The organism is Aurantiacibacter arachoides (assembly GCF_009827335.1).
Classification (GTDB): Bacteria; Pseudomonadota; Alphaproteobacteria; order Sphingomonadales; family Sphingomonadaceae; genus Alteraurantiacibacter; species Alteraurantiacibacter arachoides.
Window position 1 is genome coordinate 1,417,843 of record NZ_WTYH01000001.1, and the last position, 22,602, is coordinate 1,440,444.

Annotated in this window: 23 protein-coding genes and 1 tRNA gene; 7 read left to right on the top strand and 17 right to left on the bottom strand. The window is 65.7% G+C overall.

The window, feature by feature from the left end; genetic code table 11:
* Position 1: 1 nt before the first annotated feature.
* On the top strand, positions 2-1,072 hold the full coding sequence (locus tag GRI62_RS06905) for a DUF475 domain-containing protein (RefSeq protein WP_131452622.1): 1,071 nt from the start codon (positions 2-4) through the stop codon (positions 1,070-1,072).
* On the opposite strand, the gene GRI62_RS06910 is transcribed toward GRI62_RS06905, so the two are convergent.
* From GRI62_RS06910 to GRI62_RS06930, 5 genes are all read right to left on the bottom strand, one after another.
* Positions 1,056-2,018: a bile acid:sodium symporter gene (locus GRI62_RS06910; RefSeq protein ID WP_131452623.1), complete on the bottom strand. Its 963-nt coding sequence runs from the start codon at positions 2,016-2,018 to the stop codon at positions 1,056-1,058. The two genes, GRI62_RS06905 and GRI62_RS06910, sit on opposite strands and share 17 nt — an antisense overlap.
* A 34-nt stretch (positions 2,019-2,052) precedes the next feature.
* Positions 2,053-3,429 (bottom strand): PEP-CTERM-box response regulator transcription factor, encoded by a 1,377-nt coding sequence (prsR, locus tag GRI62_RS06915; protein ID WP_131452624.1) that lies wholly within the window; start codon positions 3,427-3,429, stop codon positions 2,053-2,055.
* Positions 3,429-5,519 (bottom strand): XrtA/PEP-CTERM system histidine kinase PrsK, encoded by a 2,091-nt coding sequence (prsK, locus tag GRI62_RS06920; RefSeq protein ID WP_160731836.1) that lies wholly within the window; start codon positions 5,517-5,519, stop codon positions 3,429-3,431. Before prsK ends, prsR begins: the two co-directional genes overlap by 1 nt.
* Before the next feature lie 17 nt (positions 5,520-5,536).
* Entirely contained in the window at positions 5,537-6,922 is a 1,386-nt protein-coding gene (locus GRI62_RS06925; RefSeq protein ID WP_131452626.1) for a TIGR03013 family XrtA/PEP-CTERM system glycosyltransferase, read from the bottom strand.
* A 116-nt stretch (positions 6,923-7,038) separates the two neighbouring features.
* Positions 7,039-7,323 (bottom strand): hypothetical protein, encoded by a 285-nt coding sequence (locus tag GRI62_RS06930; protein WP_131452627.1) that lies wholly within the window; start codon positions 7,321-7,323, stop codon positions 7,039-7,041.
* 134 nt (positions 7,324-7,457) lie between these two features.
* On the opposite strand from GRI62_RS06930, the gene GRI62_RS06935 reads away from it, so the two are divergent.
* Positions 7,458-7,979 (top strand): hypothetical protein, encoded by a 522-nt coding sequence (locus tag GRI62_RS06935; RefSeq protein WP_131452628.1) that lies wholly within the window; start codon positions 7,458-7,460, stop codon positions 7,977-7,979.
* Here the strand turns inward: GRI62_RS06935 and GRI62_RS06940 are convergent, their stop codons facing one another.
* The 4 genes from GRI62_RS06940 to efp form a co-directional block, all read right to left on the bottom strand.
* Positions 7,980-9,815, bottom strand: coding sequence for an SLC13 family permease (locus GRI62_RS06940; RefSeq protein WP_188669324.1), 1,836 nt, complete (start codon positions 9,813-9,815; stop codon positions 7,980-7,982).
* A 70-nt stretch (positions 9,816-9,885) separates the two neighbouring features.
* Positions 9,886-9,970 (bottom strand) — tRNA-Leu (locus tag GRI62_RS06945).
* A gap of 43 nt (positions 9,971-10,013) precedes the next feature.
* Positions 10,014-10,832 (bottom strand): inositol monophosphatase family protein, encoded by an 819-nt coding sequence (locus GRI62_RS06950; protein ID WP_131452629.1) that lies wholly within the window; start codon positions 10,830-10,832, stop codon positions 10,014-10,016.
* Positions 10,833-10,838: 6 nt separating this feature from the next.
* Entirely contained in the window at positions 10,839-11,402 is a 564-nt protein-coding gene (efp, locus tag GRI62_RS06955; RefSeq protein ID WP_131452630.1) for an elongation factor P, read from the bottom strand.
* Between the two features lie 115 nt (positions 11,403-11,517).
* Between efp and GRI62_RS06960 the strand changes: the two genes are divergently transcribed.
* Complete coding sequence (locus GRI62_RS06960) at positions 11,518-11,871, top strand: elongation factor P (protein WP_131452631.1); 354 nt, start codon at positions 11,518-11,520, stop codon at positions 11,869-11,871.
* A 3-nt stretch (positions 11,872-11,874) separates the two neighbouring features.
* Here the strand turns inward: GRI62_RS06960 and GRI62_RS06965 are convergent, their stop codons facing one another.
* The 4 genes from GRI62_RS06965 to GRI62_RS06980 all read right to left on the bottom strand — a co-directional run bounded on the left by GRI62_RS06965 (position 11,875) and on the right by GRI62_RS06980 (position 15,668).
* Entirely contained in the window at positions 11,875-12,552 is a 678-nt protein-coding gene (locus GRI62_RS06965; RefSeq protein ID WP_234027385.1) for a M23 family metallopeptidase, read from the bottom strand.
* On the bottom strand, positions 12,552-13,907 hold the full coding sequence (locus GRI62_RS06970; RefSeq protein ID WP_131452632.1) for a L,D-transpeptidase family protein: 1,356 nt from the start codon (positions 13,905-13,907) through the stop codon (positions 12,552-12,554). Before GRI62_RS06970 ends, GRI62_RS06965 begins: the two co-directional genes overlap by 1 nt.
* Positions 13,908-13,969: 62 nt before the next feature.
* Positions 13,970-14,602 (bottom strand): thiamine phosphate synthase, encoded by a 633-nt coding sequence (gene thiE / locus GRI62_RS06975; RefSeq protein ID WP_131453810.1) that lies wholly within the window; start codon positions 14,600-14,602, stop codon positions 13,970-13,972.
* 178 nt (positions 14,603-14,780) lie between these two features.
* Positions 14,781-15,668, bottom strand: a complete 888-nt coding sequence (locus tag GRI62_RS06980; RefSeq protein ID WP_131452633.1) for a fructose bisphosphate aldolase — start codon at positions 15,666-15,668, stop codon at positions 14,781-14,783.
* Between the two features lie 110 nt (positions 15,669-15,778).
* Here GRI62_RS06980 and GRI62_RS06985 point away from each other — a divergent pair, with 110 nt between their 5' ends.
* Both GRI62_RS06985 and GRI62_RS06990 read left to right on the top strand, forming a co-directional pair.
* Positions 15,779-16,600: an FkbM family methyltransferase gene (locus tag GRI62_RS06985; RefSeq protein WP_131452634.1), complete on the top strand. Its 822-nt coding sequence runs from the start codon at positions 15,779-15,781 to the stop codon at positions 16,598-16,600.
* A 52-nt stretch (positions 16,601-16,652) separates the two neighbouring features.
* Positions 16,653-17,048: a hypothetical protein gene (locus GRI62_RS06990; RefSeq protein ID WP_131452635.1), complete on the top strand. Its 396-nt coding sequence runs from the start codon at positions 16,653-16,655 to the stop codon at positions 17,046-17,048.
* Here the strand turns inward: GRI62_RS06990 and GRI62_RS06995 are convergent.
* Genes GRI62_RS06995 through tkt form a run of 4 tightly spaced genes read right to left on the bottom strand, consistent with a single transcriptional unit; the run spans position 17,045 to position 21,772 of the window.
* The gene (locus GRI62_RS06995) at positions 17,045-17,545 is read right to left on the bottom strand and encodes a GNAT family N-acetyltransferase (RefSeq protein ID WP_131452636.1); all 501 of its coding nucleotides are present in this window, start codon (positions 17,543-17,545) and stop codon (positions 17,045-17,047) included. The genes GRI62_RS06990 and GRI62_RS06995 overlap by 4 nt on opposite strands.
* Before the next feature lie 4 nt (positions 17,546-17,549).
* Positions 17,550-18,752 carry a phosphoglycerate kinase gene (locus GRI62_RS07000; RefSeq protein WP_131452637.1) on the bottom strand — a complete coding sequence of 401 codons (1,203 nt, stop codon included), beginning with the start codon at positions 18,750-18,752 and terminating at the stop codon, positions 17,550-17,552.
* Between the two features lie 2 nt (positions 18,753-18,754).
* Positions 18,755-19,762, bottom strand: coding sequence for a type I glyceraldehyde-3-phosphate dehydrogenase (gene gap / locus GRI62_RS07005; protein WP_131452638.1), 1,008 nt, complete (start codon positions 19,760-19,762; stop codon positions 18,755-18,757).
* Positions 19,763-19,777: 15 nt separating this feature from the next.
* The gene (tkt, locus tag GRI62_RS07010; protein ID WP_131452639.1) at positions 19,778-21,772 is read right to left on the bottom strand and encodes a transketolase; all 1,995 of its coding nucleotides are present in this window, start codon (positions 21,770-21,772) and stop codon (positions 19,778-19,780) included.
* Between the two features lie 192 nt (positions 21,773-21,964).
* Between tkt and GRI62_RS07015 the strand changes: the two genes are divergently transcribed.
* The gene (locus tag GRI62_RS07015) at positions 21,965-22,174 is read left to right on the top strand and encodes a hypothetical protein (RefSeq protein WP_131452640.1); all 210 of its coding nucleotides are present in this window, start codon (positions 21,965-21,967) and stop codon (positions 22,172-22,174) included.
* The gene (locus GRI62_RS07020; protein ID WP_131452641.1) at positions 22,171-22,494 is read left to right on the top strand and encodes a cell division protein ZapA; all 324 of its coding nucleotides are present in this window, start codon (positions 22,171-22,173) and stop codon (positions 22,492-22,494) included. The genes GRI62_RS07015 and GRI62_RS07020 overlap by 4 nt, the downstream gene beginning before the upstream one ends.
* Positions 22,495-22,602: the final 108 nt, after the last annotated feature.

Sequence of the window (22,602 nt, forward strand, 5' to 3'; positions counted from 1 at the left end):
CGTGAGCACGTTTCGCCAATATTACGGATTTTCGCTGGTATTCACGATCATCTGCCTGGCGCTGGGTGCCTGGTACGGGTGGTCGAGCACGGGCAGCCTGGGTGGCACCCTGTCGATGCTGTGGATCATCGCCGTGCTTTCGGTGCTGGAGATTTCACTCAGCTTCGACAACGCGGTGGTCAACGCCAGTGTGCTGAAGGGCATGGACAAGGTGTGGCAGCGCCGCTTCCTGACCTGGGGCATCGCCTTTGCCGTGTTCGGCATGCGCGTGGTCTTCCCGCTCGCCATCGTCGCGATCGCGGCGGGGCTCGGCCCGGTCGAGACGATCGACCTGTCGCTGAACGATCCTGCCGAGTACGAGCGGATCGTCAGTTCCGCCCACGTCGGCATCGCCGGTTTCGGCGGCGCGTTCCTGGCCATGGTGGGCCTCAAGTTCTTCTTCGATCCGAACAAGGACATTCACTGGATCCGCCGCATAGAGGAATGGCTGAGCAAGTTCGCCGCCCTGCCCGCGGCCGAGATCGCCATCCTGCTGCTGGTCATCTGGGGCATTTCTTCCACGTTGCCCGATGCAGAGGCGCTGACCTTCGTGATCGCGGGCATCCTCGGCCTCGTCACCTTCATCGCGGTGGAGGGCATCAATACCATCCTCGAACTGCATGAGGAGAAGCAGCGGCTGGCCGGCGCGGTGGTCAAGAGCGGCCTGGGCGGGTTCCTGTACCTCAACGTGCTGGATGCCAGTTTCAGTTTCGACGGGGTGATCGGTGCCTTTGCCCTGTCCAACAACATGATCGTGATCGCGCTGGGCCTCAGCATAGGGGCGATGTTCGTGCGTTCGATGACCATTCACCTGGTCGAGAAGGGCACGCTGGCGCAGTATCGCTTCCTGGAGAACGGCGCGTTCTGGGCGATTATCGCGCTGGGCGGCATCATGCTGTTCTCCGCCCGGTTCCACATTCCGGAAACGATCACGGGCCTAATCGGCGCGATCCTGATCGGCCTCAGCCTGTGGTGGTCGGTGCGCTTCAACAAGAGGAACCCGGACGCTCCGGACCTCAACCCCCACGGCTGAGCCGCGCCGCCAGCGGGGCGGATACGACCAGTTGCAGCAAGTGATAGAGCAGCACGGGGAGCAGCACGAGCCCGGCCGTGGCCGGCGGGAACAGGATCGCGGCAAGCGGCGCGCCCATCGCGATGCTCTTCTGCGCCCCGGCGAACAGGAACGAGATACGGTCCGGCCGCGCCAGTCGCAGGCCGCCGCCGATCCACCAGGCTCCAAGGAAGCCGATCAGCAGCAGCGCCCCGACCATGCCCAGCAGCGCCGCCCATTCCGGCAGGGACAGCAGCGTCCACAGACCCTGCACCACCGCCCCGGAAAAGGCGACATAGACGGCGATGGCGATGGCGATCCGGTCCGCCCAGCTGACCAGGCTGCGCCGCTCGGTGACGAGATGGCCCGCCCAGCGTTGCAGCAACTGGCCAAGCGCAAAGGGCAGCAGAAGGATCAGCCCGATCCGCTCCAGCCCGCCAATATCGATGGCGGGCATTCCGCTGCTCGCCAGCAGGCCGACGAGCGGCGCGGTAACGAACACCCCCAGGATGTTGAGCACCGCCGCCGCGATGACCGAATTGGCCACGTTACCGCCGGCGAGCGAGCTGTAGGCCGTCGCCGATTGGACCGTGGACGGCAGCACGCCCAGGAACACGAAACCCAGCGCCACGCTGGCAGGCAGGATCGCCGCGCCCAGTTGCGCCGCACCCCATCCGGCCAGTGCCATCGCGCCGAACACCCACGCCACCAGCGGCAGCAGGAAGCGCGCATGACGCAGGCCCCCCAGCACCTCGCGACGCGGCAGGCGCAGGCCGTTCAGCAGGAACAGCAGAAAGATCGCCGCGTCCGACACGTCGCGCGCCACGTCCCGCGCGCGGCCCTCCACCGGAAACACCGTCGCCAGTACGATTGCCAGCAGCAGCAGGCGCACCAGCGGATCGATAGCGGCAGACAGGCGGGAAAACATCGCCGGCGCCTGTGCCCGGCGCACGTGCCGCTGTCTAGGCGCTCAGGTCGTACTGCTTGAGCAGGTCGTACAGCGTCGGCCGACTGATGCCGAGGATCTTGGCGGTGCTGGAAATGTTGCCCTCGCTGCGGGCGAGCGCGTGCCGGATGACCTTGCGATCCGCCTGTTCGCGGGCGCTTTTCAGGTTGAGCACGTTGGCATCCTCGGCCTTGCGCTGGGCAAGGTCCAGGTCTTCGGCCCCCACCAGCTTGCCATCGGCCATGATGACCGCCCGCTTCACGCGATTTTCCAGCTCGCGCACGTTGCCCGGCCAGGCCCAGCCATCGATCGCGGCCAGCGCATCGGGTGCAAAGCCGGTGACGGACGGGTTCATCTCGTTCGCAAACCGCTTGAGGAACACCTTGGCAAGAAGCCCCGCATCGCCCGGACGCTCGGCCAGCGAGGGGATCTTCACCACCACCTCGGCCAGGCGGTAGAACAGGTCTTCGCGGAACCGCCCCTCGGCAATCATCGTGTCGAGATCCTGGTGGGTTGCGCACACGATCCGCGTGTCGACCGCGATGGAACTGCGCCCGCCGATGCGCTCGATCGTGCGTTCCTGCAGGAAGCGCAGCAGCTTGACTTGCAAGGGCAGCGGAATGTCGCCCACCTCGTCCAGAAAAAGCGTGCCTCCGCTGGCCATCTCGATCTTGCCCTCGGTGGTCTTGACCGCGCCGGTGAACGCCCCCCTTTCGTGCCCGAACAGCTCGCTTTCCAGCAGGTTTTCGGGGATCGCCGCGCAATTGATGGCGACGAAGTTGCCCCCGCGCCGGTCGCTCGCATCGTGCAGTCCGCGCGCCAGCAATTCCTTGCCCGTGCCGCTTGCGCCCAGCAGCATCACGGAAACCTTGGTGTTCGCCACCCGCTCGATCGTGCGCGCGACCTTTACCATTTCAGGCGCGGAAGTGACGAGGTTGCCCAGCACCCGGTTGCCGTCGCCTGCCCGTGAGGCGAGCTTGCGGTTCTCCTGCTCGATCCGGTGCAGGCCGAGCGCACGGCGCACGATGAGGCCGAGTTCCTCGATGTCGACGGGCTTCTGATAGAAATCGTAGGCGCCGCGTTCGATGGCGGTCAGGGCACTTTCCCGCGCCCCGTGGCCGGAGGCGACGATGACCTTGGTATCGGGCTTCAGCGCCATGATCTCATCGAGCACGGCAAAGCCCTCGCTGGTGCCGTCAGGGTCCGGCGGCAGGCCGAGGTCGAGCGTTACCACTGGCGGTTCTTCTGCCCGCAGGGCCGCGATCGCCGCCTCCCGTGAGCCGACGATGGTGACCTCGAAATCCTCGTAGGCCCATTTCAGCTGCGCCTGCAGCCCCTCGTCGTCCTCGACGATCAGCAGCCTTGGCAAGGCGTCGTGCTTGGTACTGGCCATTATGCAACCTCTCTTATGGTGTCCTGCATGGTGCGAAGCAGGGCGGATGCCTCGCTCAGCGGCAGCCGCAGGACGAAACGGGTGCCCAGCCCCTCGCGCGATTCCACGTCGAGGCGGCCGCCCATGGCACGCACCAGCTCGCGCGCTTCGAAGGCGCCGATGCCGAACCCGCCGGGTTTGGACGAATGGAACGGCTTGAACAGCCGCGTGCGGATGAAGTCGGGCGACATGCCCTCGCCGGAATCGACGATCTGCAGCAAGGCGCTGCCACCGTCGGTGCGCAGGTCGAGAAGCACCGGCTCGCCCGCGCTGCTCGCCTCGATGGCGTTCTGGATCAGGTGCACCAGCGCCTGCTCCAGCGCATCCGCATCGGCACGCACCCGAGCCGGTTCGTGCGACAGCAGGGTGACTTCGTGCTGCCCGCGATAGCGCGCAGCAACCTTGCCAAGCAGTTGCGCGAGGTCGAACTCCTGCCGCTCCTGCCCGCCCACGCTGCCGTAGCGACCGAGCCGGGCGAGCAGGGCGGTCAATTTGTCGGTGGAGTTGCGCAGGGTGATGATCATGTCCGCACGAAATTCCGGCTTGTCGGCGTGCTTCTCGGCATTCTTCGCCAACAGCGAAAGCTGGCTGGCGAGGTTCTTGATATCGTGCATGACAAAGGCGATGCGGCGATTGAATTCGTCGAACCGCTGCGCTTCGCCCAGCGCGTCCTGGCTGGTCTGTTCGGCAAGGTAGCTCGCCAGCTGCCGGCCAACCACGCGCAGCAGGTCGAAATCCTCCCAGTCCAGCCGCCGAGCCATCGGCGGCCGGGCGAGCAGGATCACGCCCACCAGCCGTTCGTAATGCAGCAGTGGCACGAGCGCCCAGGTGGAGGCGTCCGCGAACAGCCAGGGCGGAGAGGCCTGCGGCGGAATCCCGTCTTGGCGGCCTTTGCGCAAATCGTCGAGATCGAGGATGAACTGGCTGTCTTCGAAAAATCGCGCGCCGTCCGCATCCAGCGCCTCGCCCGGCACATCGATATCAGGCCATTGCCAGCGGGCGGCAAGCGCCATGCCGCCTTCCTCCCGCGGCGTGAGCAGCAGACCCGATGGACTGTCGGTGATGTCGGCAATTGCCTGCACCGCGCGTTCGAGCAGCGGCACCGACTGCTGGCCCGCGCGCCCTATGGTGTCGGTGAAGCGGAGCCATTCTGACCGATAATCATAACGGTGCTGAAACAGGTTCTTCGACAGCGTGACGCGCAGCCAGCCGCGCAGCTTGGCAGACGGCAGCACCGTAAGCGCAACCAGGCTTGCCAGGAGCACGAAGCCCGTTTGCAGGATGCGGCCGTAGTCGCTGCCCGCATAGGCCAGCCCCTGCGCCACCACGACCATGACCACCAGGTAGGCACCGATCAGCAACAGCGAGAACGACTGGAAGGCGAACCCGCGCGACGGGCGGAACTTCAGGTCGCTTTCGTTGCGGAGCAGGCCCAGCCCCAGCAGCCCGACAGCGGCAAGAACCGCCACCCAGCGCAAATCTTCCAGGATAACGGGCTGCCCGCCGCCCAGATAGGCAATGGTGTAGAAATTGAGGTCGTAGAGAAATACCGCGCCCAGGGCCGCCGCCGGCCAGCGCAGGGCCAGCCGGGCCTGCTGGGATGCGCCAGCATAGAGGTTGTGCACCAGCACCAGCGCGCCGATGCACATCAGCAGCCGGAAGGTGAAGGCGAAACGGGCGATCATGATGTCCGCATCGGGCTGCGCGGCATATTGCAGGCGCGCCGCGATCAGGGCGAATTGCAGCAATTCGACAAAACCGAGCACAAACACGACGGGCCGGATCGGCCCCAAGCTCTTGTCGCGTTCATCGTGGCCAAACAGGCGATACAGCATCCACAGCCACGCCAGGTTGCTGGCCACCAGCAGGGCTTCATCCACCACGCTGTCACCGCCGAAGCCGGCGACCGCAAAGCACCACAGCGCCGCCATGACGAGCGCGGCCGCGCTGGCGGTGATTGCCGGGCCCTTCGTGCGCGGATTGGTTGCCAGCCACAGCCCCATCGCCACCGCGGCACAGGCCGCGATGATAAAGCCGATGTACGAGGCCATGGACCATGCCACGCCCATCAGCGCGCCCCCTCAGGCCACAATACCACGCGCAGCGTCTGCAACATGATCAGCAGGTCGAGGAAGGGCGTGTAGTTCTTGGCGTAATAGAGGTCGTATTCAAGCTTCTGGCGCGCATCGTCGATGCTGGCCCCATAGGGATAGTTGATCTGCGCCCATCCGGTGATGCCGGGTTTCACCATGTGCCGTTCGGCATAGTAGGGCAGGTGCTGTTCCAGATCGTCCACGAATTGCGGCACTTCGGGACGCGGGCCGACGAAGCTCATATGGCCGGTGAGGACGGTCCACACCTGCGGCAGTTCATCGATCCGGACCTTGCGGATGAAGGCACCTACGCGGGTGATGCGCGTATCGTTCTTTTGCGCCCACTTCGCCCCGTCCTTTTCGGCATCGGTGCGCATGGATCGCAGTTTCACCAGCTCGAACGGCTGGCCGTAGAGCCCGATGCGCTTTTGCCGAAAGAAGGCCGGCCCTGCGCTATCGAGCTTCACGATCAGCGCGAACAGCGCGATTACCGGAAAAGTGGCGAGCAGCAGCAGGCCGCTTGCAAGAATATCGAACCCCCGCTTCGCCACGCTCGAAATCGCCCGCCCGGACGAAAAGCCATCGGAAAAGATCAGCCAGCTGGGATTGAGCGTGTCGAGATCGACACGGCCCGTCTCGCGCTCCATGAAACTGGAAAATTCGTTGACGTGCACCCCGGCGGTCTTGACGCGCAGCAGGTCCTTCAGCGGCAGGGCATTGCGGCGTTCCTCCAGCGCCATCACCACCTCGCTCGCGCCCAGGTTGGCGACGTGGGCGGACAGATCGGCAATCGCGGCGCGGGAAATAGCTTCGGGAACGGCCGGCTGCGCATCGCCCATGCCGACGAAGCCGACGATGACGAACCCGCTCTCGGGACGTTCGGCCAGCCGCTTCAGTCGCCGGGCCCGCTCACCCGCACCGAGCACGAGCACCCTCCGGCGAAAGGCGGATGTGCCCAGCAAGCCTCCGGTCACGAGCCGGTTGGCGATGAGCAGGCCGATCGCCAGCAGCATCGCGTAGAGCAAGGTTGAACGCCAGTAGGTGTGGCCAGGCAGGACGAAATCGAGCAGCGCCAGCGCAAGTATGGCGAGGCTGACCGCCACCATCAACCGGGCGCAGGCAAAGCGCATGGAGCGCAATGCCTCCGGACCATAGACCCCCACGGCAATCATCGCCGCCAGCGTTATTCCGGCGAATCCCGCCATCGGCAGGATGCGATCCGCAAGCTGTCCGGTGGAAAGGTCGATCTGGGCTGCGCGGAACTTCCACGCCAGGTCGCCCGCCAGCAACAACAGCACGCAATCGAGCAGCCCGAGCAGCAGCACGGCATGCGGAATGTAATGCTTGAAGAGGCGGATCATGGCTGCAATCGGTCACATGGCTGGACGGATTTCCAAGCCATGCGAACCGGTTAACGGCGAGTCATGAAATGTCGGTAAACTTTACAACGCTTACGTAATTCGGTGGAATCGCCGGGTTAGTTGGTCAGGTTTTCGGCGGCATCCTGTGCTGCTTCGCCGACCTGTCCGGCAGCATTGCCGACATCCGACGCGGCATCGGCCACGGCGTTATCCTTGGCCGCTTCGGAACCGCTCATCTGCATGAAGGCGAATACGGCAATCGCGCCAAGCACCAGCAGCACGATGACCAGGCCCCAGCTGGCACCGCCGCCCGAACGCGGCTCGCCGTCGGTGACGACGGTGGTGTGGGTATGGGTGTTGCCCGAGGGCGTTTCGACTTCGGTAATGCGTTCTTCGGTCATGCTTTTTCTCCACCTGATTGCCAGTGAAACCCTTGCCTGTTGTGCCAGTTCCGGCGGGGCGCATAATGATGGTAAGCGCGAATTAACCACGTCAGGCGCCGCCCCCTTAACCGGGCGTGGATTAGGGGCCCGCCATGGCGACTCTTTCCAAGCCTCCGATCCCGCTGAAGATGTACAAGCACTTCGCCGTCGTCACGCTGACGTTGACGGCAGGCATCGCCATGTTCGCCGATTCAGACAATCGCGAGGCGATGGCGCAGCAGGTGGAGGATCACCAGCAGGATGCCGAACTGGGCCGTGCCAGTGCGGAACGGGTAGGCTCCGGCGAATTGGAGCGGCGCGACCTGGAGGGCGGCGGCGCGTTCGGAAACGAGGATGCTGGTTACGGCGAACCGGGCATGATCGTGCGGCCCGTCGGCCGTAGCGGCGGGCGGCGGCGCCCGGGCGCGACCACGCGCATCGCCATTCCGGGATACACGCCCGAACAGATCGCTGCCCTGAGCGAGGCTGATTACAGCAGGCTGGTTGCCGCCCTGCCCCCGCAGCAGCGTTTCGCAACCGACACCGCACCCTCTGCGGCCGACGTGACCGCGATCGAGCGTGCATCGGCACGGCGCGCCGGCGGATCGAACATGGGCGCCGATGCCCCCGGCTGATTACAGCGAGTAGGTCATGACCAGCAGGAAGCTCAGCGTCGTCACCATGATAAGCACCAAGGGCACCCCGGTCTTCATGTAATCGCCGAACCGGTAGCTGCCCTCTGCCATGATCAGCATGTTCGTCTGGTAGGCGATGGGCGTGGCGTAGCACAGGTTACACCCGAACAGCACGGCCAGCACCAGCGGCTCTTCCGGCAGGCCGAGTTCGTTGGCGAGGGCAAAGGCGATGGGCGTGCCGACGGTTGCCGCCGTGGCATTCGAGGCAAAATTGGTGAGCACGGTCACGAACAGCATGACCGCCATCAGGACGCCTGCGGGCGGCAGATACTGCAAACCCAGCGCCAGTGCCTCGCCCAGCCATCCCGCCGCGCCGCTTTCCAGAACGATGCGGCCTATCGCGATGCTGGCAGCGACCAGCACGATGACCTTGGCCGAGAGCGCCCGCCCGACCCGATCGAATTTCACGCAGCCCGTCACGAACATGACGATGGCCCCCGCCAGTGCGGAGATCGCGATCGGCACCTTGACCAGGTAGAGGCCGGCGGCCCCGATCCAGGGCAGCCCGACGGAAGCGAGCGCCACCGCGCCGAACATGATCGCCGCCGCCAGCAAGGCCTTTGAACGGCGGGGAACTTCCCGCGCGCCTTCGAGCTGCAACAGGCTGTCGGTGGCGGCGAAAGGCTCCAGCCCATCGGACAAGCCCATGACGAGCAGCACGTCGCCTTCCGCCAGGCGCAGGTCGTGCGCGGCAGCGGCATTCGTGTCGCCCCGCAGCAGGCTTTTAGGCTTGTGCACACCGAGCACGGCAACACCGTAGCGATCGGCAATACCCGAGCTTGCCAGTGTGCGCCCCACCAGCCGGCTGTCGGCGGTCACGACCATTTCAACGACCTGGATATCTTCCCTGCGCTTTCTCGATCGCCCTACAATCTGATCGATCACCCACGATGGCGCGACCTGGCCGCGCAGCATGCGAATGGCGCTTTCCAGGCCATCGTGCGTGCCGGAGATGAGGAAGCGCTGGCCCGGTTCGAACGCCCCGCCGGGTCGCTCCTCGAAGCGGAAATCATCGGGCAGGCGCCCCGCGATCTCGTCGAAGTGGCGACCTGCCAGCTCGCTTTGCGGGGTGACCCGCAGGTGGCTGAAGAAGCGGCGGATGGTCTGCGTGCGTTCGGGCGTATTGTCCGGCAGCAGGCGTGGCATGACCAGCCACAGATAGGGCAGCGCCACCAGCGCGGCCGTCAGCACGATAGGCGTGTAGTGGAACACCGACAGTTGCCGCATCCCCAGATCCTGCGCGATGCCCACCACCAGCAGGTTGGTCGATGTGCCGATGGTCGTGGCCATGCCGCCGATCAGGACTGCGGCGTTGAGCGGAATCAGCGTCTTGGAAGCCGGCATGGCGCCGCGCTGCGCCAGGGCCACGAAAATCGGCATCAGCAGCACCAGCACCGGGGTATCGTTGACGACCATGGAAAGGGCCATGGCGAGCAAGAGCGACACCAGCATGCCGAGCTGCGCGTTCAGCTTCCACACCCGTTCCAGCACCCGGGCCGCGGGTTCCAGCGCCCCGGTGACCACCAGGCCCCGCCCCATGATCATCAGCGCGCAGATGGTGATCAGCGCCGGGTGCCCGAAGCCGGCAAAGGCCAGCGTCAGCCCGTCCGTGGGCAAGGTATCGGGCAGCGGATAGAAATACAGGCCCACGCCGATCAGCGCGATGGTGAACAGCGAGACGATCTCGATGCTCGGCTTGCCACGGGCGAAGGCCACGAACACGCCGACCGTCATGATCATTGCGGCCAGGGCATGGAAGGAAGGAAGGTCTATCACCGCGCGCCGCCTTCACAGCCGCGCGCCGGTTTGGCAAGGTGATTGGCGGCATTCGCACGCCGATTGCGGATGGTACCCCTGGCCGGACTCGAACCGGCACTTCGTAAGAAACTCGATTTTGAGTCGAGCGCGTCTACCAATTCCGCCACAGGGGCATCCGGTCCGTTGCTGCGAGCCGCGATAACGGCGCGACTAGCTTTACTTCAACGCTCCCGCAATCAGCTTGTGCAGACGGGAATGCAGCGGGTCGTTACCGGCGATGACCTGCTTGTCGCAGATCGGCAGCGAGCGCCCCCGATAATCGGACACGAAACCGCCCGCCTCGCGCACCAGCAGGCAGCCAGCGGCCGTATCCCAGGGGGCGAGATCGCTTTCCCAGAACCCGTCGAACCGGCCAGCGGCAACCCAGGCCAGATCGAGGGCGGCGGAACCGAACCGGCGAACGCCGGCAACTTCCGGCCCGACCTTGGCAAAGATGCGCGCCCACTCGGCAAAGTCGCCATGCCCGCCGTATGGCGTGCCGGTGGCAAACAGCGCCTCGGTCAACTGGCGGCGACTGGAGACGCGAAGGCGCGCATCCTGCAACCATGCACCGCGCGATTTCTCGGCCCAGAAGGTCTCGTCTGTTACCGGCTGGTAGACCACGCCGGCGGTGACGTCGCCCCATTCCCTGCTGCCGAGCTTGCGCTCCTGCACGGCGATGCTGACGGAGAAATGCGGAATTCCGTGAAGGAAGTTGCTGGTGCCGTCGAGCGGATCGACGATGAAGCGCGGCGCGTCCTCGTCGCCTTCGATCTCACCCGATTCCTCCAGCAGGAAGCCCCAGCCGGGGCGCGCCACCTTGAGCTCGTCCCAGATGATGCGTTCTGCACGCATATCGGCCTTGGAGACGAAATCGGCCGGGCCCTTGCGGCTGACCTGCAGCGCCTCGACCTCGCCGAAATCGCGCCGCAACCGGCCGCCCGCCTTGCGCGCGGCCTTTTCGATGACGCGGATGAGACCGGAAATCGCTGCCATGTCGGCTCAGCCCGCCTTTCCGACGTAGCTCTGTTCGTAAACGTCGACCACGATGCGCGTGCCGCTCTCGATGTGCGGGGGCACCATGATGCGCACGCCGTTGTCGAGCATGGCGGGCTTGTAGCTGGAGCTGGCGGTCTGCCCCTTCACCACGGCGTCGGCATCCACGATCGTCGCTTCCACCTGGTTGGGCAGCGCCACGCTGATCGGGCGTTCTTCCCACAGTTCGAGCGAGACCTGCATGCCGTCCTGCAGGAACGGGCGGGCATCGCCCAGCAGGTCGCTGTCGAGGTTGATCTGTTCGTAGGTGTCGGCATCCATGAAGACCAGCTGGCTGCCGTCCTCGTAAAGGAACTGGTAGTCCTTGGTATCCAGCCGCACCTTTTCGACCGTGTCGGCGCTGCGGAAGCGCACGTTGGTCTTGCGGCCGTCCATCAGGTTCTTCATCTCGACCTGCATGTACGCCCCGCCCTTGCCGGGCTGGGTATGCTGGATCTTGGCGACCTTCCAGATGCCGCCTTCGTATTCGAGGATGTTGCCGGGACGAATGTCCACGCCGGAAATCTTCATGCCACGCTCGTTTCGATAGGTGTAAGGGATTGCGCCGCGCCCTAGCCGTTGACGGGCGGCGCGGCAAGCTTGGTTCATGACGCGCTCAGCCAGGCATGCTAGGCGCAGACGCACCATGCACCGTCTTGCCCTCCTCCTCGCCGCCCCGATCGCCACGCTGTGCGCCGCGCCCGTTCTCGCGCAGGAGGCGATCGGCACCATTCAGCGCGGGTCTTACGCTTGCGAGTTGCCGGGCCATGCCGGGCGCGAGGCGAGCATCGCGATGCCTGAGGCGAGCTTCCGCATTCGTGGCGCCTCGCGCTATGTCTCGCCGCAGGGCGACGGCACCTACCTGCGCCGCGGCGACCGCGTTACCTTTACGAGTGGGCCGCACAATGGCGATAGCTACCGCGTGGAAGCCCCGGGCTCCTTGCGGAAGCTGGAAGACGGCGCGGTAACGCGCCTGCGCTGCATTCGCCGCTCGCGCTGAACGTTACCGCCGGGTCAGCAAGGGGAAGGGATTGACGGCAGTCGCCGGCTCCCACCATTCCGAACGCGCCTGGGTACGCAGCATGGCAAAATGCAGGTGCGGCGCGGCAGGATCGGCATTGCCGGTTGACCCCACCGTCCCCAGCCTTTGCCCGCGGCGGATCGTCATCCCCTCCGTCAGGCCCTGCGCGTACTCGGCCAGGTGCGCGTAGTAGTAGATCGTCTCGCGATCCTCGGACCGGATATAGAGCGTGTTTCCGCCAGCATCCGACAGGAAGATGCGCTCCAGCGTGCCGGGCGCGGCCGCCACGACTGACGTGCCCTCGGGCGCCATGATGTCCATCGCCTCGTGCAACCGCGTGCCCCCGCCGCGATCGTCGGTGAAGGTGTCTGTCAGATCGGTCGCGCTCTTGCCGAGAACGGGGATCATCAGCTGCGCAGCTTCCCCGGTCGGTTGCGTGGTCACCCGCGTCGTGGTGTTCGGAACGCTTTCGGCCTCCAGACTGCGCACTTCCTCGTTCGCATCGTTGGGATCGGCTTCCAGCTGGTATTCCAGATCGTCACGAATCGCCGCGCTTTCCTCCCGGTCCATCAGGAACGCGCCCGCCACGATCCACCCCGCCGAAACGAGGGTGGCCGTGACGACGGCGACCTGGGCCTTTTCAACGAACGGCGAGGACATCAGGCCTCGAAAATCACGCGCGTGCTGGTGCTGACCATCCCCGCAAGGCGCGCGGCATCCCAGTTCGTCAGGCGCACGCAACCGTGGCTCTGGGCGCGACCGATGGTGGCCGGATCGGGCGTGCCGTGGATGCCGTAATGCTCCTTGCTGAGGTCGATCCAGATCACGCCGACCGGGCCGTTGGGGCCCGGCGGCAAGGTGTAGTTCTCGCCGCTCTCGCGCCCGCCGGTGAGCACCTCCGGGCTGTATTCGAACGTCGGGTTGTATGCTTCTCCCAGGATATCCCATTCGCCGAGCGGGAGCGGAAACTCGCTCGATCCGCTGCTGACGGTGAACAGTGCTACCAGTTTGTCGCCCTGATAGGCCTTCAGCGTCTTGCCTGCCTTGCTGACGACAATGCGATCGACCTCGGGCTGGTCGCTGCCGACGCCAAGCGAGGCAAGTGTCTGCTGCCAGTTACGGTCCTCGACGGCGCCAGGCGCGATGCGATCCGCGCCGATGTTGGGGACGCGAATCTGCTGCCCGGCGCTGAACAGGCTTTGCATCGTGCCGGTCGAGGCGGTGCCTGACGGCGTGGGCGTGCCCGAGCGCGTGGCACTGGGCGAAGGCGCAGGGGTCGCACCGGCGGCGTTGCCATTGCCCGAGCTGCGCATGGCGCGGTTCGTGCCAGTCATGCCCGCCGGGCGCCCGTTCGGGTTCAGCTGGCGTAGCACCTCCACCGTGGTGTGGAAGCGTTCGGCCAGCTTCTCTTCGAGGCTTTCGTAGCCCATCTGCTCCAGTTCGGCCTGGTCGGCGGTTTCCTCGGGCAAATCGTTGAAGGTCAGCTGCCCCCAGCTGGCCGGTATCGTCACGACACGCGTGGCGGGAATACGCTCCCACTGGGTCAGCGCTTCTTCGGTCGCGGTGTCGAGCTCGCCGGTGATCTCGAGATCGTTGGCTTCCTGGAACCCGCGCAGGGCATTCTCGGTCGACATGCCCATGCGGCCGTCGATCACGCCGGGGCCGAAGCCCACGCGATCGAGCACGACCTGCACCTGCATGATCGGGCGCTCTTCCGGATCTGGGATGGCATCGGGCGTGGTGGCGCCCGCCATGTCTCCGTCAGGGGAAACACCCTCGCCATCGGCGGCCATGTTCGCGCCCTGGCGATCCATGCCCATGTACTGGGCATCGTTCGAAGCCATCGAGTCGGCGAGGTTGTCTTCGCCATAGACATCGTATCCGTAATCGGTGTCGGCCTGTGCATCAGATACCTCGGTGTCGGTATCGACGCTGTCGGTGCCACGAACGTCACAAGCGGCGATAGCCACGGTGAGCGGGATGGCGGCGATAAAGGCAATGAACTTGCGCGACATGAATAAACCTCTCTGCGACCGGGCGATATACCCGTTTGCATGGCTCAACGTGCCGGAACCGATCAGGTTTCCGTGCGAAGCGCCTTGGCAAAGGCCTGCATGGCCGAAACCTCGTCGCCGCCCCACACCGCATGGCTGACAGCCAGGAAATCCGCGCCGGCCTCTACCAGCGGGGCGCAGTTGCCCGGAGTGATGCCGCCGATCGCCACGCAGGGGATCTCGAACAGGCCGCTCCACCATTCCAGCACCTCGGTGTCTGGCCGATGGTCGCTGATCTTGGTGGCGCTGTCGTAAAACGCGCCGAAGGCCACATAATCCGCCCCAGCGTCGCCCGCTTCCATCGCCAGATGACGGCTGGCATGGCAGGTAACGCCGATCTGCATCTCGCGGCCCAGTTCCTCGCGGGCTTCGCGCACGTCACCATCGCCCTGCCCCAGATGCACGCCATCCGCCTTCAGGCGCCTGGCGAGGGCAACCGAATCGTTGACGATGAAGGCGACATCGCGCGCCGCACATATCTCTTGCAAGGGCGCCGCCAGTCGCGCTGCCTCGTGCTGGTCGACGCCCTTCACCCGGAACTGGAACGCACTGGCCAGCCCCGCCCCGGCCGCGAGCGCCCGGTCGAGGCGGTCCGGGAAGGCGCCGGACACGTCAGGCGGCGAAATGAGATAGAGCTGGCAGGGGGGCGCGGGCATGGTCATGCTGGCGCCGATAGCAAGCTGACAGCGGCACGCCAATGACTGCCGTGAGGCTTCTCGTTCCGCCCGCCGCCAACTTGCGGGTCAACCGCGGGGCGAGGAGCCACTCCCCGCCCGCGGCCAACCCAGACATGCAAGGCGTTGACGCTGAGGCGCCGCAAGCGCCCAGCCCTGTCTAGGCGACAGAGGCTTCGCAGATCTGGTCGATCGCGCCGCCCAGCGCCGCGTCGAATTGATCGTCCGACTGATCGGCGCGCAGTTCCTGCAACAGGCCGCGGCTGAAGCTGGCGATCATGCCGGGGTTCCTGGCCAGCCTGGCGCAAGCCTCGTCCGTCGAGAAACCGCCCGACAGCGCCACCACGCGCAGCACCTTGGGATGGCGGATCAGCTCGGCGTAGAGATCGTCCTTCACCGGGATCGACAGCTTGAGCATGACCTGCTCCCCCTCGGGCAGCTGGTCGAGCCGCGTGAGAATTTCGCTCTTGAGCAGTTCCTCGCCCTCGGCCCGGTCGGCGGCGGTGATGTCGTATTCCGGCTCAAGGATCGGCATCAGCCCGGCGGCGATGATGGTGCGGCCGACCTCGAACTGCTGCGCGACGATCGCGGCGATCCCCTGTGCATTGGCAGACTTGATGACCGAGCGCATCTTGGTGCCGAACATGCCCGCCTGCGCCGATTTCGCCAGCAGCGCATCGAGCTTGTCGAGCGGCTTCATCAGCTGCACGCCGTCGGCCTCGTCCTCCAGCCCCTGGTCGACCTTGATGAAGGGCACCACGCCGCGATCCTTCAGGGCCTCGGCCGTCGTCTTGCCGTCGACTTCGCCGTCCATGGTCTTTTCAAACAGGATCGCCCCGATCACCTTGCCGCTGGAAAAGCTGGGCGCCGTGATGACGCGGCTGCGCATCGTGTGGATCTGGGCGAACATTTCCTCGTCGCCGTTCCAGGCATCGTCTGCCACGCCATAGCCCTGCAGCGCCTTGGGCGTCGAACCGCCCGACTGGTCGAGGGCGGCGATGAAGCCTTGGCCATTGGCGATGCGGTCGGTCATTTCGGCGGTGTTCATTCGATGCTCCTAATCGAATTTGAAGATGCACGGCTCCTATGCGCGGCAAGGTGCGAGCGCAACTGCCGGCATTATCACGATCTTAGCGCCTTTGCGGCAAAGTTGCCGCCATGAACCGCGAAACCATCGAACGGCTGCCCAACTTCCTGAAACGCTTCGGAATGCGCCACGGTTTGCGCCTCGGCCTTGGGCTGCCCAGCCAGGGCAGGGCGACCGACATTGCGGCGCTTGCCCATCGCACGCCGGGTTTCGACCGGCCGATCTGGCTGCGGCCCAACAGGTCCGACTATTCGATCTTCTGGCAGACGATGGTCAACCGGCAGTACGACCTAGCGCGGTTTCCCCAGACTGCCGAGCTGGAGCGCCGGGCCGAGGCCATGCTGGCCACCGGCAAGGTCCCGGTTATCGTCGATGCGGGCGCCAACATCGGCTTGTCGCTGCGCGCCTTTGCGGCGAAATATCCTTTCGCCCATGTCGTCGCGATAGAGCCAGACGCCGACAACATGCGCGTGCTGGAGGCGAACCTGGCGGCGGCGGGCGGCGCGCATACGGCGGTGCTGGGCGGCGTGGCCTCGCGATCCGGCCATTGCCGCGTCATATCCTACGAGCGCGGCAGCGCCGGGCTGCAGACCGAATATTGCGATGCCGCACACCCGGATGCGGTGCGCGCCCTTACCGTGGATGAATGCGTGGCGCTGGTGCCGGATGGCGAGCCGTGGATCGTCAAGCTCGACATCGAAGGCGCGCAGGACGAACTGTTCTCTGGCGACACCGGCTGGGTCGGGCGCACCGACCTGATCCTGCTCGAACTGGATGACTGGGCCTTTCCGTGGAGCGGATCGTCGATCACGTTCTTCCAGGCTCTCGCGCAGCATCGCTTCGACTATCTCCTCAACGAAGAGCTTATCCTGGCCTTCCGGCACACCGATTGACCGTCATTCAGCCAGGCGACAGCAGGCCGGGGCTTTCGCTTCAGGCATGAGAATGCATTCCGCACCCGCGCTGGCCGCCCTCGCCCTTTCAGCCTGCGTTACCCACGGCGACGCCGCTCCCCATCGCGGCAGCCCGCCCGCTGCGGAGGCCACGCCCGTGGGGCTGGGTCAGGCAGTCAGCGTGGGCGACTTGGCGCTGACGCCGCTTGCCGTGATCGAGGATTCGCGTTGCCCCATCAACGCCCGCTGCGTCTGGGCGGGCCGCATCATTGTGCGCACGCAGGTGGATGGCCCCGCCTGGCACGAAACGCGCGACCTGCAACTGGGTGAGCCGCAGCAGGTGCGCGGTCATCGCCTGGCGCTGGTCAGCGCGGAACCCGGCAGGATGGCAGGCGCAGAAACCCCGCCCGCGACCTACCGCTTCGTCTTCGAGAGCGGTGCCGACTAGGCGCTGTCGACGATCGCCTGGAGGTCGGGAAAGTCGACCCGCAGGTTGGGCAGCATCCGGCCGCCCACCTCTTTCGCCTTTACCGCGCCCGGCACCCCGCCCAGTCGCCGGTAGAAAGCGATGGCGCGCGTATTCGTGGTGAGCACGTCGAGGTAGGCATTGACGCGGCCCTCATCTCGCAACCGTCGCGCCACCGCCGCCATCAGCGCCGCTCCCGCCCCCGCAGACCTGTGGCCGGGCAGGACATGCAAGACATTGATAAAGGCCGGTTCGCCGCCGCGCGCGAGGATGAAACCGACAGGCTCGTGCCCGTCCTCGGCCAGCAACAGCAGGTCGCCGTGCCCGACCTCGCACTTCGCCCAGCGTTCCGCCATGCGGGCGTCGACGTCGGCGAGAAAACCGGGATCGGTCACCTCGGCATAGCTGTCGCGCCAGCTGGCAGCATGGATGGCGGCGATGGCCTGCCGATCTTCGTCGCCGGCGGGTCGGATGATCACGCGTCTAGCGCGACAGGGCCGCGACGCCGGGCAGGTTCTTGCCTTCCATCCATTCGAGGAAAGCGCCGCCCGCGGTCGAGACGTAGGTCATGTCATTCGCCACGCCGGCATGCGCCAGTGCGGCCACGGTATCGCCCCCGCCCGCCACGCTGACGAGCGCGCCCGCCTGCGTCAAGGCGGCCGCGGTACGCGCGAGTGCGACGGTGGCATCGTCGAAGGGCGGCGTCTCAAACGCGCCGAGCGGGCCGTTCCATACCAGTGTGGAACAGGTCTTCAGCACGTCGCCCAGCGCTTCGACCGCCTGCGGGCCGATGTCCAGGATCATCTCGTCAGCGGCGACTTCGTGGACGTTGCAGGTGCGCACACTGGGTGGATTGGCAGCGAATTCCTTGGCCACCACCACGTCGTAGGGCAGGTGCACGGTGCACCCCGCCGCGTCCGCTGCGGCGATGATGCGGCGCACGGTATCGGTCAGGTCGTGCTCGCACAGCGACTTGCCGACCGCGATGCCGTTCGCGGCGAGGAAGGTGTTGGCCATGCCGCCGCCGATGATCAGGTGCTGCACCTTTTCGACCAGATGCTCCAGGACAGCCAGCTTGGTGCTGACCTTGGCCCCGCCGACCACGGCGGCCACCGGGGGCTGCGGCGATCCGAGCGCGGCGTCGAGCGCCTTCAGTTCCGCTTCCATCGCCCGCCCGGCGTAGGACGGCAGAACATGCGCAAGGCCCTCCGTAGTCGCGTGGGCGCGGTGCGAAGCGGAAAAGGCATCATTGACGAAGAAGTCGCCATTGGCAGCGATGGCGTGCGCGAAATCGGCATCGTTTGCCTCCTCGCCCGGCCAGAACCGCGTGTTTTCCAGCAAGGCGACATCGCCCGGGCCGAGAATGCCCACCGACTGTTCCACCACCGGGCCGGCGACCTCGGGCACGAACATCACTTCCCTGTCGATCACGCCTTCCAGTGCGCCGACAATCTCGCTCATGCTCATGGTGGAATGCCGCTCGCCCCTGGGCCTGCCGTAGTGCGCCAGCAGCAGCACCTTGGCGCCGCGTCCTGCCAGCTCCAGGATGGTGGGTGCAACTGCCTCGCCCCGCGTCAGGTCGGTTGCCCGGCCCTCCGCCATCGGCAGGTTCAGGTCCACCCGCACCAGCGCGCGTTGGCCGGTCAGATCCTGCGGCAGGTCGTCCAGGGTGCGAAAGGCGGCCATGGTCAGAGAAACTTCGCCATCACGCCGCTGGTGTCGATCATGCGGTTGGAGAAACCCCATTCGTTGTCATACCAGCTGACGACGCGCGCCAGCTTGCCTTCGAGCACGGCGGTTTCCAGCGAATCCACCGTGGACGAGGCCGGGTGGTGATTGAAATCGCTGCTGACGAGCGGCTTGTCGGTAAAGTCCAGCACGCCCTTCATGGCGCCCTCGCTGGCGGTCTTCAGCGCCTGGTTCAGTTCGTCTGCGGTGCAATCGCGGCCCGGCGTGAAGACCAGGTCAATCAGGCTGACGTTGGGCGTCGGCACCCGCACGCTCGATCCGTCGAGCTTGCCGGCCAGTTCCGGCAGCACCAGGCCAACGGCACGCGCCGCGCCGGTGGTGGTCGGGATCATGTTCTGCGCCCCGCCGCGCGCCCGGCGCATGTCCGAATGCATCTGGTCGAGCATCCGCTGGTCGTTGGTGTAGCTGTGGATCGTGGTCATGAACCCGCGTTCGATACCGACAGCGTCGTGCAGCACCTTGGCCACGGGGGCGAGGCAATTTGTGGTGCAGCTGGCGTTGGAAACGATCACGTCCTCGGCGGTCAGCGTGTCATGGTTGACGCCGTAGACGATGGTGGCGGAAACGCCCTTCGCTGGCGCCGAGATCAGGACGCGCCGGGCGCCAGCGTCGAGGTGCGGACGGCATTGTTCGTCGCTCTGGAAAAAGCCAGTGCATTCGAACACGATGTCCACGCCCATCTCGCGATGCGGCAGCTTGGCAGGGTCGCGCTCGGAGGTGACGGCGATGGTCTTGCCGTTGACCACGAGGTTGCTGCCATCGACCTCCACCGAGCCGGGGAAACGGCCGTGGGTGGAATCGAAGCCGAACAACAGGGCGTTGGCCTCGGTATCGGCAAGGTCGTTGATCGCGACCAGTTCGAGATCGTGGTCGTCCCGTTCCAGCATGGCCCTCGCCACGAGGCGTCCGATGCGTCCGAAACCATTGATTGCAACCTTGGTCGCCATGTTAAATGCTCCTGCTTAAGCCTTGATGTTGCTGATGATCTGCGGAACGATGGCGTCCGCAGTCAGACCGAATTTTTCGTAAAGGTGTTCCGCCGGGCCGGAAGCGCCGAAGCGGTCGATGCCGAAGCGCAGGCCGTTCGCCATGGTATAGCGTTCCCACCCGAACGTCGTGCCCGCCTCTACGCTGACACGCAGGATTTCCGCCGGGTCGACATCCGGCAGCAGGTCGGCCCGGTAGGCCGCGTCCTGCTCGTCGAACAGTTCGGTGCAGACCATCGAGACGACATCGGCTCCCACGCCCTGCTTTTCCAGCGCCTCGGCACATTCCAGCGCGAGATGCACTTCGGACCCTGTCGCGATGAGAATGACGCGACGCTTGTTGCCAGCCTTCTTCAGGCGATAGGCGCCCCGGGCGCTGCAATCGACCTCGTCCGGCGCGTTGCGCACCTGCGGCAGGTTCTGGCGGCTGAGGGCAAGGACCGTGGGGCGGTCCCTCTGCGCCAGAGCGATCTGCCAGCACTCGGCCGTCTCCACCCGGTCGGCCGGGCGCATGACGAGCAGGTTGGGCATGGCGCGAAGCGACTGCAAATGCTCGATCGGCTGGTGCGTGGGCCCATCCTCGCCCAGGCCGATGCTGTCATGCGTCATCACGTAGATCACGCGCACCTGTTGCAGCGCCGACAGGCGTATCGCGCCGCGGCAGTAATCGGTGAAGATCAGGAACGTGCCGCCGTAGGGGATGACCCCACCGTGCAGCGCCATGCCGTTCATGGCCGCCGCCATGCCGAATTCACGGATGCCGTAATACATATAGCGGCCCGCGTAATCATCGGCGGTAAAGGCGGTGATGCCGCCGGCCTTGGTATTGTTCGAGCCGGTCAGATCGGCACTGCCGCCAACCAGTTCCGGGATCAGCGGATTGAGTATCTCCAGCGCGTTCTCGCTTGCCTTGCGGGTGGCAATCTTTTCCGGGTTATCCAGCCACTTGCGTAGCGTCTTTGATACCTGATCACCCTTGGGCGGATCGCCTGCCATGCGCCGTTCGAACTCGGCCCTGCCGTCGCTCTGGCCGAGCCGGTCGCGCCACGCGCTGTGCGCCTTAACCCCGCGCTCGCCGGTGGCGCGCCACGCTGCCAGCACATCGTCCGGCACCACGAACGCGCCGTGTGCCCAGCCCAACGCCTTGCGTGCGCCTTCGATTTCGGTTTCGCCCAGCGGGCTGCCGTGGGTTGCGCTCGTGCCCTGTTTGGTGGGCGCGCCCTTGCCGATGACCGTGGTGCAGCGCACCAGCGACGGCTTGCCGGTCTCGGCGACAGCTTCGTCGATGGCGCGGCGAATGTCTGCCGGGTCGTGCCCGTCACATTCCGCCACGTGCCAGCCGGTCGCCCGATAGCGGGCGGGAATATCCTCGCTGGAGGACAGGGACACCTTGCCGTCGATGGTGATGTCGTTGTCATCCCACAGCACGATCAACCGGCCGAGCTTGAGGTGTCCGGCCAAGCCGATCGCCTCGTGGTTGATGCCTTCCATCAGGCAGCCGTCGCCCGCGATCGTCCAGGTGCGGTGATCGACCAGGTCGTCCCCGAATTCGGCGTTCAGGTGCCGCTCGGCGATCGCCATGCCAACCGCCATCGCCAAGCCCTGGCCCAGCGGGCCCGTGGTGGCCTCTACCCCGTCGAGCAGGAAGTTTTCCGGGTGCCCGGCGCAAGGGCTGTTCAACTGGCGGAAGTTCTTGAGGTCTTCCAGTGTCGGTGCATCGTAGCCGGACAGGTACAACAGCGAATAGATCAGCATGGAGCCATGGCCGGCGCTAAGGACGAAGCGGTCACGGTCGGCCCAGTCAGGGTCCTTGGGATCGAACTTCAGGTAATCGGACCACAGCACCGTCGCCACGTCCGCCATGCCCATCGGCATGCCGGGGTGGCCGGAGTTGGCCGCCTGCACCGCGTCCATCGAAAGCGCGCGGATGGCGTTGGCCATATCGGTGAAACTGGTCTGGTCTTCGCTCATGCAAGGCTCCGGATGCGCGTGGGGTGCCCCGTAAGGGTCGATTCGGATGCAGCGGTGTGTGGTGGCGAGGGGCTGGAAGGTCAAGCAACACGCCCCGGCAAGCGGCAAAACCGCAGGCGCCCTTGCGAGGATTATTCACAACTTTCCCACGCAAGCCTTTGCCCGGCCCGCAATAGTGGTTAATTCGCCGTCATGGAAGCGAGTGACACAGCCGGGCGCATTGCCGCCGCGCTTGGCCGCATTGAAGCAGCCAGCGCGCGGATCGAGGCAACCGCCAGCACTGCGGGCGCGGTGGTCGACACGGGCGAACCGCAGTTGCAGGTCCGCTACGACGCTCTGCGGCAGGAAGCGCGGGCCGCGCTCGACCAGATCGACGCGCTTCTCAGCGGGCTCGAGGCATGAGCAACGTCACACTCGACATTGCCGGCCGCAAGTACACCATCGCCTGCGCCCCGGGCGAGGAGAGCCATATAGAGGCGCTGGGCGCGGCTATCGATGCCAAGCTGTCGCAGCTCGACAACCTGACCGGCCAGTCGCCCGAACGCATCCTGCTTTACGCCTCGCTGCTCCTGGCGGATGAATTGCACGAGGCGACCAGCAAGCCGGCGCCCCCCGCCAAGACGGCCGAGCCGGAGGAAAGCGTGGCGATCCAGCTCGAAACGATGGCAGACCGGCTCGAAACCCTCGCAATGCAGCTTGAGACCGGGCCCATTGCATCCTAGATAGGGCTTGGCGGGACTGCCCGGCACGAGCCGTTCGCGAAAATCCCTGAGGCTATAAGCAATCCAAGGGAGCTGTCCCTACTGAGACCGTGGTTTCGGATATACGGC